This is a genomic window from Rhodococcus sp. ACS1 (genome assembly GCF_002300155.1).
In the GTDB taxonomy this organism is placed as follows: Bacteria; Actinomycetota; Actinomycetes; order Mycobacteriales; family Mycobacteriaceae; genus Rhodococcus_F; species Rhodococcus_F koreensis.
Map to the genome: position 1 here is coordinate 884092 of NZ_NSDZ01000005.1, position 11307 is coordinate 895398.

An 11307-nucleotide genomic window follows, 5' to 3' on the forward strand; every position below is an offset into this window, starting at 1 on the left:
CGCTCGGGCGGATGGTCATCCCTCGGACATCGGCACGCGGACGCCGCGCTCGCGGGCGACGTCGGCGGCGTGGTCGTAGCCGGCGTCGACGTGCCGGATGACGCCCATGCCGGGGTCGTTGGTCAGGACCCGCTCCAACTTCTCCGCGGCCAGGTCGGTGCCGTCCGCGATGCACACCTGACCGGCGTGGATGGACCGGCCCATGCCGACCCCGCCGCCCTGGTGGATGGACACCCACGACGCGCCCGACGCGGTGTTGACGAGCGCGTTGAGCAGCGGCCAGTCGGCGATCGCGTCGGAGCCGTCGAGCATCGACTCGGTCTCACGGTACGGCGACGCGACCGATCCGGAATCGAGGTGGTCGCGACCGATGGCGACGGGCGCCGACAGCTCACCGGACGCCACCATCTCGTTGAACTTCAGGCCGGCCTTGTGCCGTTCGCCGTAGCCGAGCCAGCAGATCCGGGCCGGCAGACCCTCGAACGCCACCTTTTCGCCTGCCATCGTGATCCACCGCTTGAGGTGCTCGTTCTCGGGGAACAGTTCGAGGATCGCCTTGTCGGTGGCCTCGATGTCCTTCGGGTCGCCCGACAGCGCGGCCCAGCGGAACGGGCCGAGGCCCTCCTCGAACAGCGGACGGATGTAGGCGGGCACGAATCCGGGAAAGTCGAATGCGCGGGAGTAGCCGGCCTTGCGGGCCTCGTCACGGATGGAGTTGCCGTAGTCGAACACCTCGGCGCCCTTGTCGAGGAAGCCGACCATCGCGGCGACGTGGCGGGCCATCGACGCGCGGGAGTCCTCGGTGAACTTCACCGGGTCCTTGTCGGCCATCGCCTTCATGTCGGCGAAGTCGATGCCGAGCGGCAGGTATGACAGCGGGTCGTGTGCCGACGTCTGGTCGGTGACGATGTCGATGGGGGCGTTCATGGCCAGCAGTTCGGGGAAGATCTCGGCGGCGTTGCCCTCGAGCCCGATGGACAGCGGACGCTTCGCGTCGCGGGCCTCGATCGCCAGACGCAGGGCGTCGTGGATGTCGGTGGCCTTGGTGTCGAGGTACTTGTGCGCGATCCGGCGGTCGATGCGGGTGACGTCGCAGTCGACGCAGATCGCGACGCCGTCGTTCATCGTCACGGCGAGGGGCTGGGCGCCGCCCATGCCGCCGAGGCCCGCGGTCAGGGTGATGGTGCCGGCGAGCGAGCCGCCAAAGCGCTTCCGGCCGACCGCGCCGAACGTCTCGTACGTGCCCTGCAGGATGCCCTGCGTGCCGATGTAGATCCACGACCCGGCCGTCATCTGCCCGTACATGATCAGTCCGAGGGCGTCGAGCTTGCGGAACTCCTCCCAGTTGGCCCAGTCGCCCACCAGGTTCGAGTTCGCGAGCAGGACGCGGGGCGCCCACTCGCTGGTGCGGAACACACCGACCGGCTTGCCGGACTGCACCAGCATCGTCTCGTCCGACTTCAGGGTCTTCAGCGTGCGGACCATCGCGTCGAACGCTTCCCAGCTGCGCGCGGCCTTGCCGGTGCCGCCGTAGACGACGAGCGAGTCGGGGTGCTCGGCGACCTCGGGGTCGAGGTTGTTCATCAGCATGCGCAGGGCGCCTTCTTGCTGCCAGCCGAGGGTCGTCAGTTCGGTGCCGCGGGGCGCCGACACGTGGCGGGGTCCGGAAACCGGAGGCGTCGTGGTGGTCATGTCGTGTACTCCTTGATGGTCGAACGAGAGAGGTGGAAGAGTTTGGGGGTCAGCGTGATTCACTGTCGTGTGTCAGCCATGGCGGTGTGTTCCGGGTAGATCATGGCCGGGGGCGGGTTGCTGCTGCGCCGTGCGAGCGGGTAGTAGATCGCGGCGGTGAAGACGATGCCGACGATCCAGGAGATGTCCGCGCCGCCCAGCATGTCCGTCACCGGGCCGGTGTAGAGCTTCTGCGCGAGGAACGGGATCTGCGCGACGACGCCGATGGCGTAGCAGCTCATCGCGGTCTTGTTCCAGCGGCCGTAGCGGCCCGCCGGGTCGTACAGGGCCGGGATGTCCACGCGCTCCTTGGAGATGAGGTAGTAGTCGATCAGGTTGATGGCGCTCCAGGGCGTGAAGACCATCAGCAGCACGAGGACGAAGTTCTTGAAGTTGTTGAGGAAGTCGGCGCTGGCACCGATCGCGATCAGCATCGACACCGCGACGAACCCGATGATGTACAGGGTGCGGGCCCGGGACGAGATGCGCGACTGCCCGTTGAACGCGGTCACGGTGGTCAGGATCGACATGAATCCGCCGTACGCGTTGAGGCAGTTGACGGTGAGCTTCCCGACCAGGATCACCAGGTAGATCATCAGGGCGATGACGGCGGGTCCGGCGAGTTCGCCGATGAAGCCGACCTGGTCGCTGAGGAACGCGTCGCCGGCGACGGCGGCGACGAGCGCGCCCAGCGTCATCGACCACTGCGAGCCGATCACGCTGCCCGCGAACGTCGACCAGAAGGTCTTCCGCTCGCTCGTCGAGCGCGGCAGGTAGCGGGAGTAGTCCGCGACGTACGGTCCGAACGTCAACTGCCAGCCGGCTCCGAGCGAGATCGCGAGGAGGAACGTGACGATGTCGAAGCCCTTGATCCCGACGAACGCGGCCACGTCGTACTCGGCGAACAAGCGGATCAGCAGGTAGGTGAAGCCGATGATGCCGACGACGGTCGCGACCTTGCCGACCACGTGGATGAGCTTGTACCCGGTCACCGCCACGAACGCGGTCATCGCGCCGAAGATGAGGATGCCGACGGTGGCGTTGTCGATGTGGAGGATCTCGTTCACGGCCTGACCGGCGAGGACGCTGCCGGTCGCGGCGAAGCCGAGATACATCAGGACGACCAGGACGAGCGGGAGCACGGCGCCGAGGACGCCGAACTGGGCCCGGCTCGAGATCATCTGCGGCAGGCCGAGGCGCGGTCCCTGAGCGGAGTGCAGGGCCATGACGGCACCGCCGAAGACGTTGCCGATCAGCAGGCCCACGATTGCCCACAGCGCGTCCGCGCCGAAGACGACCGCGAGTGCGCCGTCGACGATCGCGGTGATCTGCATATTGGCGCCGAACCAGAGCGTGAACTGGCTGCGCGGAGATCCGTGGCGCTCGTCGTCCGGGACGACGTCGATGGTGCGACGCTCCGGCGCGAGGCTGATCTCGGGAGGTCCCTCGTGTGTCATAGGCCTGTTCTCTCTGTGACGAGTCCGGCAGCTTCTGGTCGGTCCCGGGTGCTCTGTCCCATGTCCTGAATCCAGTGTGCTCTGACTCACGTTTTTTATCGCCTTAGATGTATAGTCCTGTATAGACAACCCCCTGTCAAGCGTTCTCCAAGGACCCAGCCGAGAAGCGTGCCGGCCCGCCACTGCACCAGCCGGGAGTCCCGATGCTCCCGACGGAAGGTACTGACATGAGACTAATTTCGACGTCCTCACATCCGCTCGAGCGCGATGAGCAGCTGTTTTCCGATCACGAGGCGCGCGAGCGCTTCCTCGACCTCTACCTCCGCACCGCAGGTCACCCCTACGCCGACAACGCGGATCCCGAGGCACGTGATCGGATCGCGAACACACATCTCGAGACGGGGCGGCACCGGATCCCCGGGACCGCGGTCGTGCGCGGAGTCGACGCCGCGGACCCCAGCGGGATCGGACCCGCCGTGCAGATCGTCACCGACGACATGGCGCTGCTCGTCGAATCGGTACTCCTCACCGCGGGCAGGGTCGGCGCCCCCATCGAGGAGGCACTGCACCCGGTCGTCGCCGCCCGCCGCACGGAGTCGGGCACCCTCACCGACGTGCGTCCGGCCACCGAACCGGGGACGGCGGAGTCCTGGATCCACGTGGGACTTCGCTCCGACACCGGCGAGACGGTCGTCGCCGCACTCGTCGAATCCCTGACCGCCGTCCTCGCCGACGTGCGCCGGGTCAACACGGACCTGGCGCGCATGCGCGAACTCCAGACCCAGGTGTCCGGGCAACTCGACGCGCAGGCAGGCCAGGACGCGCTGTCCGAAGAACTCCGCGAGGCCGCCGACTTCCTGCGCTGGTGCGAAGCGGGCAACTTCACCGTCCTCGGATACGCGCGGTACGACGCCGACGGCGCACCCCGGGAAGGTCTCGGTGTTCTCCACGACCGGGAGGGCGACCGTGCACCGGCCACCGATGCCGGTCCCGTCCTCGCGATCGGGCAGGCGGCGCTTCCGGTGTCCGTGCACCGTTCGTCGTATCCGTCCTTCGTCGGTGTCCGGGCCGCAGGGGAGGAGCACCGCTTCGTCGGCGTGTTCACGCCCGCGGGCAGGCACGAGAACGTCCTGGACATCCCGGGTGCGGGCCGCCGGGTGCGGGCCCTGCTCGACCGCGCCGGCTTCGACATCGATTCCTTCTCCGGACAGGCCGTGCTGCAGGTCGTGCAGGCGCTGCCGCTGACCGAGTTGTTCGCAGCGAGCCCGGACTCGCTGCATTCGGCCCTCACCGAGGTCGCCGGCATCACCGCGCGCGAACACATCCACCTCTTCCTGCGCACGGACGTCCCCGGCGACAGCATGTCGGCGTTGGTGTTCATCCCTCGCGACCGGTACAACACGCGGACGCGCCTGGTGGCCCAGCAGGTCCTCCTGGACGAGTTGAACGGCACCGCCGTCGAATACACCACGAACGTGTCCGAGTACCCGCTGGCGATGGTGCATTTCACGATGCGCGTTCCTTCGGACACCGAGGTGACGGACACGCGGCGACTGGACATTCAGCGCCGGATCGCCCGGGCCTGCCGGACCTGGGAAGACCGATTCCGCACGGGCGGCGACGACGAACTCGGCGCCGCGTTCGAACGCGAACTCCTCGCGCACTATTCGGAGAACTTCCCCGCGGTGTACAAGCACGACTTCGACGCCCGGCGCGCCCGGACCGACGTCGCGGTGTTCGAGACACTGACGGACGGCGCGATCGAGACGCGACTCGACACGCAGGCCGCCGACTGGCGTTTCACCTTCTTCGTCGGCGGCGCCCCCGCCTCGCTCAGCGACGTGCTGCCGATCCTGCAGAGCATGGGCGTCGCGGTCCTCGACGAGCGCCCGTACATGGTCGCGAACAGCCGCGGAACCGTGTGCTGGATGTACGAATTCGGGATTCGCCACACAGCGGCCGGGCCGGTGGACGACGCACTGCCGCACCGCTTCACGGAGACGTTCGCCGCGGCCTGGGAATCCCGTGCGGAGACCGACAGTTTCAACGAACTCGTACTCCGGGCGGGCCTGGATTGGCGGGAGGTGGAGGTGCTGCGGGCGTACGCGCGTTACCTCCGGCAGGGCGGGTTCCCGTACAGCCAGAACCACATCGCGACGGTCCTCGGGGATCACCCGGAGATCTCGCAGGCGCTGATCCGGTTGTTCGCCGCGAGGTTCGATCCGGACGCCGCGGAGGAGTCCGGCGAACTGGTCGGCTCGCTGGAAACGGCGATCGGCGACGTGCTCGGCCTCGACGCCGACCGCATCCTGCGTGCCTACCTCAACGTGGTCCTCGCGACCCTGCGCACCAACCGCTACGTTCGTACGGGCCGGGAACGGGAGGTCCTGTCGTTCAAATTCGATCCGCAGCGGATCCCCGAATTGCCGCAGCCGCGGCCCCGCTTCGAGATCTACGTGTACTCACCGTGGGTCGAGGGTGTGCACATGCGGTTCGGCGCCGTCGCGCGAGGCGGCCTGCGGTGGTCCGACCGCAAGGAGGATTTCCGCACCGAGGTGCTCGGCCTGGTGAAGGCGCAGGCAGTCAAGAACTCGGTGATCGTGCCCGTCGGCGCGAAGGGCGGGTTCGTCGTCACGCGCCCACCGGAACCCACCGGCGACCCGGCGCGCGATCGGGACGCGCAGCGCGCCGAGGGTGTGCGCTGCTACCGCAGCTTCATCAGCGGACTACTCGACGTCACCGACAACGTGGACCTCGCGAGCGGCGCCGTCATTCCGGCGCCGCGGGTGGTGCGGCACGACGGAGACGACACCTACCTCGTCGTCGCCGCGGACAAGGGCACCGCGACGTTCTCCGACATCGCGAACGACGTTGCGGCGCAGTACGGGTTCTGGCTCGGTGACGCATTCGCGTCCGGCGGATCCGTCGGCTACGACCACAAGGCGCTCGGCATCACCGCCCGCGGCGCGTGGGAGAGCGTGAAACGGCACTTCCGGGAGATGGGGGTCGACACCCAGTCGGAGGAGTTCACCGCCGTCGGGATCGGCGACATGAGCGGCGACGTGTTCGGCAACGGAATGCTGGCCAGCCCGCACATCCGGCTCGTCGCCGCATTCGACCATCGGCACGTGTTCCTCGACCCGAACCCCGACGCGGCCACCTCCTTCGCGGAACGGGAACGCCTGTTCGCGATGCCGCGGTCGTCGTGGGCGGACTATGCGCCCGACCTGATCAGCGCGGGCGGCGGTGTGTGGGAACGGTCGAGGAAGAGCGTTCCGGTCAGCGACGAGGCGCGGCGCGCGCTCGGGCTGGCGCCCGGGACCACCGAACTGTCGCCACCCGACCTGGTTCGAGCGATCCTGCGGGCACCGGTGGACCTGCTGTGGAACGGCGGGATCGGGACGTACGTGAAGGCGGGCGCCGAAACCCACCTCGACGTGGGGGACAAGGGCAACGACGGCGTGCGGGTGGACGGCGCCGACGTCCGGGCGCGGGTGATCGGTGAGGGCGGCAACCTCGGCCTCACCCAGTTGGGGCGCATCGAATTCTCCCGCAACGGCGGGCGGATCAACACGGACGCTCTCGACAACTCGGCGGGCGTGGACTGCTCCGACCACGAGGTCAACATCAAGGTCCTGCTCGACGCCCTGGTCAGCGGCGGCCGTCTCGCCGCCGAGGACCGCGCGGGTCTGCTCGCCGAGATGTCCGGGGAGGTGTCGCGTCTCGTGCTGTCCGACAATGTCGCCCAGAACGACGTGCTGGGCACGAGCCGGGCCGACGCCGCTGCGTCCCTCGCGGTGCACGGACGGCTCATCGGCCACCTGGAGGGCCGCTACGGTCTGGACCGCGCCATCGAGGTGCTGCCGTCCCGGAAGGAGATCGCCGCCCGGGAACGCGCGGAGGCGGGACTCACCTCGCCGGAACTCGCGACGCTCATGGCGCACGTCAAACTGGCGCTGAAATCGGACCTGCTCGCCGGCGACCTGCCCGACAGTCCGGCGTTCGCGGACGCCCTCGCCGGGTACTTCCCGCGCAGACTCCGGGAGTCGTTCGGCGACGCCATCGGCGAACACCCGCTGCGCCGGGAGATCGTCGCGACGGTCCTCACCAACGACGTCGTCGACAACGGCGGCATCACGTACGCCTTCCGGCTGGGGGAGGAGGCCGGTGCGAGCGGCGCCGACGCCATGCGCGCGTTCGCGGTGGTCTCGGAGGTGTTCGACCTGCCGTCGCTGCGCCGCGACATCCGGGACGCCGACCTCGACGCCGCGCTCTCGGACGAGTTGACGCTGTTCACCCGGCGGCTGCTCGACCGGGCGTCGCGGTGGATGCTCACCCGCAGGCCCCAGCCGCTGGCGGTCGGGGCGGAGATCAGCCGATTCCGTGACCGGGTCGCGGACCTGACACCGCACGTCGCGGGCTGGCTGTGCGGCGAGGACGCGGAGAGTCTCCGCAGCCGCACGGCGGCGCTGGTGGCCCGCGGTGTCCCCGCCGACCTGGCCGGGCGCGTCCAACTGCTGCTCGACCGGTTCGCGCTGCTCGACATCGTCGAGATCGCCGACATCACCCAACGCGACCCCCGCGAGGTGGCCGAGGTGTACTACCGGCTCGGCGAGTGCCTCGGCCTGGTTCACCTCCTGGTCGGGGTCTCGCAGCTGGGACGGGGTACGCGGTGGAACGCGCTGGCCCGGTTGTCCTTGCGCGACGAGTTGTACGACACGGTGCGGGCCCTGTGCCTCGACGTGATCGCGGGCAGCGAAGTCGCGGACACGGCGGAACAGAAGATCGGGGAGTGGGAGGACCGCAACGCCGCCCGGCTGGCGCGGGCCCGCCACACGCTCGACGCCGTCACGGAATCGGGTGAGCACGACCTGGCCGCCCTGTCCGTCGCGACCAGGCAACTCCGCAGCATGGTGAGGTGACGTCGGGCGCACCGCGCGATTGCGGCTTACCCGTGCAGTCGGCCGATAGACTGCAGACGGCCGACTGCACGGGAAGTTCGTCGGTGCCGCAGAGGAATGGGTGTCAGTGGTAGAGATCGCAGTAGTCGACGCGGAGCTTGCTGCGTTGTACAACGGACCGGGGACGGAGTCGGCCCCGGCGTACGAACGCGTCAAGCACCTGATCGTGTCGCAGATCAACGCCGGCCGCTGGCAGGAGGGCGATCAGCTGCCCTCGGAGAATCAGCTCGTCGGCGCTCTGGGGCTGTCCCGCATGACCATCAACCGCGCGCTGCGCGAACTCAGCGCCGAGGGCCTCGTGGTGCGCCTGATGGGGGTGGGCACGTTCGTGGCGGCCACGAAGACGGCGTCGCCGCTGTTCGAGGTCAAGAACATCGCGGACGAGATCCAGCAACGCGGACACCGCCACCGGACCGAAGTGGTGTACGTGCGTGAGGAAGACGCCGATCCGGCCAACGCCTTCATCCGGGATTCGATCCGCGGCAAGGTGTTCCACTCCCTGATGATCCACTACGAGGACGACACACCGATCCAGCTCGAAGACCGGTTCGTCAATCCCGCCGAGGCGCCCGGCTATCTCGATCAGGACTTCACCCAGCAGACGCCCAATCACTATCTGAGCGTGGAAGCCCCGCTCACGAGGGGTGAGCACGTCGTCGAGGCGATCCTCGGATCGCCCGAGGAATGCCGGCTCCTCCACATCGAGCGTTCCGAACCCTGCCTGCTGATCCGACGCCGCACCTGGTCGTCCCGAGGACTCGTCAGCGCCGCGCGTCTCGTGCACCCCGGTTCGCGGAACCGGCTCGAAGGGACGTTCGGGACGGGCTGATCGGTTCGGGCCACGCGAGGTGTCCGTCGCGGATGCCGGCGATCGTCGACGCGATCCAGTCCAGTTCCGCTCGTGCGGCATGGAGTGCGTAGTCCGCCTCGACGACGAACAGGGCGGGCACATCGTCGCCGAGCGCGCGGGTGAGCTTGGTGTGGTCGGATTCGATTCTCGCGGTGAGTCGTTGGGCGCGTTCGGTGAGTGCGTCGACGGCGCCGTCGCGTCCCAGCGCGCCGAGGTAGCTGATCGCGGCGAAGAACGGTGAGAATTCCCGTGCGGCGCTGCGGATCTGGATGTCCAGTCGGCTCACCAATTCCGCGCGCCCGGCGTCGGTGAGGGCGTAGACGGTGCGGACGGGCCGACCCTCCCGCTGCGCACGTTCGTGTTCCTCGATCCAGCCCGCCGCCGCGAGGGCGGCGATCACGTTGTTCAGTGAACCGCGGTTGAGCGGCCACTGACCGTCCTCGCTGCGCTCACGCAGCGTGACCTCCACCTGGTAGGGGTGCATCGGCGATTCGAGGAGCAGGCCCAGCACCGGCAGAACGAGCGGATTGTCGAGGACGCGTCCGGGCATGATCGAAATATACCAGTCTAAATAAACTAGGACGAAGCACGCGGTTCGGGCGCCACGACCTCGCCTTTGTCACGATTGGGTCACGGCCCGCTACGGTGGACCGTTGACCACGACGCCGATCATGAAAGAACAAATTCTTGTTACAGAGTGAATCGAAGTTCAGGGATTATCGCCTCCATGCCGTCGCGCTCCTCGTGGGCGTCCTCTCCGTGGGGGTGGTGGCCTACCGAGAGTTCGATGCGGCAACGGGCTACCTGATGGACCTCTCCGTGTTCCGCGACGCCGGCCACGCCTTCGTCGGCGGGCTGCCGCTCTACTCCGCGGACTTCCCGAGCAGTTCCGGGTTCAGGTTCATCTACGCACCCTTCGCGGCGATCCTTTTCGCGCCGATGGCCGAGATCGACCCCGCGGTCCTGCAGGCGCTGTGGTGCGCCCTCAACCTCGGGCTCGTGTGGTGGATGGTCAAGGTGGCGCTGTCGAAACTCGACGTCGGCCGCCCCGAACTTCTCGCTCTGCTGTCGATGGGCCCGGTACTGCTCCTCGAACCGATGCGCTCGAACTTCGACTTCGGTCAGATCAACATCATCCTGATGGCGCTCGTGGTCGCCGACTGCACCGGAGTAATCCCGAAGAGGTTCCGCGGAATCGCGATCGGCCTCGCCGCCGCAATCAAGATCACCCCCGCAGCCTTCCTGCTCGTCCTGCTCGTCCGCCGCGACTTCCGCTCGATCGGACGGTCGCTCGCCACGATCCTCGTCACCGTCGGACTCGGTTTCTGGCTGCTGCCGCAGTCGTCGGTGTGGTTCTGGACCACCGAATTCTTCGCCACCGGCCGTGCGGGCGCGCCCGACTTCTTCCGCAACCAGGCCGTCACCGGCGTCATCGCCCGGCTCGGGGCGGAGGGCAGGCTCGCCAGCGTCCTCTGGGTGCTCAGCGCGGCCGTCATCGTCTCCGCCGCCGCATGGTCGGCGTACCGGTTCACCCGGTCGGGTGAACACCTGATCGCGCTGTCTGTCGTGGCCCTGGCATCGCTGCTCGCGGCGCCGTTCGCCGTCACTCACCACTGGGCGTACAGCATCCTGCTCATTCCGATCCTGATCGCACCGCAGTACCGCAGCTGGCGGCCGGTGGTCGGCGCCGCGACGCTGATCTTCCTGATCGGCCCCAACTTCGTGCTGCAGTCGTCCTCGTCCGGCTGGGTGGAGGCCGCCGTCCGCGAGGTGATCGGCAGCTCGCAGTGCCTCGTCGCCCTCGTCTTGCTCGGCGCCGCGGTCGTGGCCGCGCGGTCCCGCACCCCGCTCCCGGACGTCGAGACCGACGCGGTGCCCGCCGACGAAGGCGCTCTGGAGCCCGCCCGCAGCTGACAACCCGCTTTCCGCCGGGCCGCGCGGAGGACCGGGCGGCGCTATCGTCGAGTCATGTGCCGAAACATCACCGAGCTGCGCGGACTCGAACCGGCGGCCACCGCGGAGGAGATCGAGGCGGCGGCGCGTCAATATGTCCGGAAGGTCAGCGGAATCCAGAAGCTCTCCGACGCCAACCGTGAACCGTTCGAGGAGGCGGTTGCCGTCGTCACCGAGGCCACCACGAAGCTCCTCGCGGCACTGCCGGCGCGCAAGCAGCCCCCGCAGACCGTGCCCCCGCTGCGACGGCCGGAGGTCCGGGCGCGCATCGCGGCGAAGGCCGCGTCCTCCAGCTGAGCGCGGCGAAGGCCGCCACTTCCTAGCCGGACGAACGGGACGCTCGTTGCGTCAGATC

Annotated in this window: 7 protein-coding genes; 4 read left to right on the forward strand and 3 right to left on the reverse strand. The window is 68.5% G+C overall.

Annotated features, from left to right (window positions below; all coding sequences use genetic code 11):
- Positions 1-15: 15 nt before the first annotated feature.
- Together hutU and CJ179_RS24865 are read right to left on the reverse strand one after the other, a co-directional pair.
- Positions 16-1692, reverse strand: a complete 1677-nt coding sequence (gene hutU, locus CJ179_RS24860; RefSeq protein ID WP_095863201.1) for a urocanate hydratase — start codon at positions 1690-1692, stop codon at positions 16-18.
- A 59-nt stretch (positions 1693-1751) separates the two neighbouring features.
- Positions 1752-3188, reverse strand: a complete 1437-nt coding sequence (locus tag CJ179_RS24865; protein WP_095863202.1) for a cytosine permease — start codon at positions 3186-3188, stop codon at positions 1752-1754.
- A gap of 227 nt (positions 3189-3415) precedes the next feature.
- Here CJ179_RS24865 and CJ179_RS24870 point away from each other — a divergent pair, with 227 nt between their 5' ends.
- The gene (locus CJ179_RS24870) at positions 3416-8110 is read left to right on the forward strand and encodes an NAD-glutamate dehydrogenase (protein WP_095863203.1); all 4695 of its coding nucleotides are present in this window, start codon (positions 3416-3418) and stop codon (positions 8108-8110) included.
- Positions 8111-8210: 100 nt separating this feature from the next.
- On the forward strand, positions 8211-8978 hold the full coding sequence (gene hutC / locus CJ179_RS24875) for a histidine utilization repressor (protein ID WP_072938860.1): 768 nt from the start codon (positions 8211-8213) through the stop codon (positions 8976-8978).
- Here hutC and CJ179_RS24880 read toward each other — a convergent pair.
- The gene (locus tag CJ179_RS24880; protein WP_095863204.1) at positions 8911-9549 is read right to left on the reverse strand and encodes a helix-turn-helix transcriptional regulator; all 639 of its coding nucleotides are present in this window, start codon (positions 9547-9549) and stop codon (positions 8911-8913) included. The two genes, hutC and CJ179_RS24880, sit on opposite strands and share 68 nt — an antisense overlap.
- A 137-nt stretch (positions 9550-9686) precedes the next feature.
- Between CJ179_RS24880 and CJ179_RS24885 the strand changes: the two genes are divergently transcribed.
- Positions 9687-10913, forward strand: a complete 1227-nt coding sequence (locus CJ179_RS24885) for a glycosyltransferase family 87 protein (protein WP_072938854.1) — start codon at positions 9687-9689, stop codon at positions 10911-10913.
- 54 nt (positions 10914-10967) lie between these two features.
- On the forward strand, positions 10968-11249 hold the full coding sequence (locus tag CJ179_RS24890) for a DUF2277 domain-containing protein (RefSeq protein ID WP_072938852.1): 282 nt from the start codon (positions 10968-10970) through the stop codon (positions 11247-11249).
- The last annotated feature ends 58 nt before the right edge of the window (positions 11250-11307 follow it).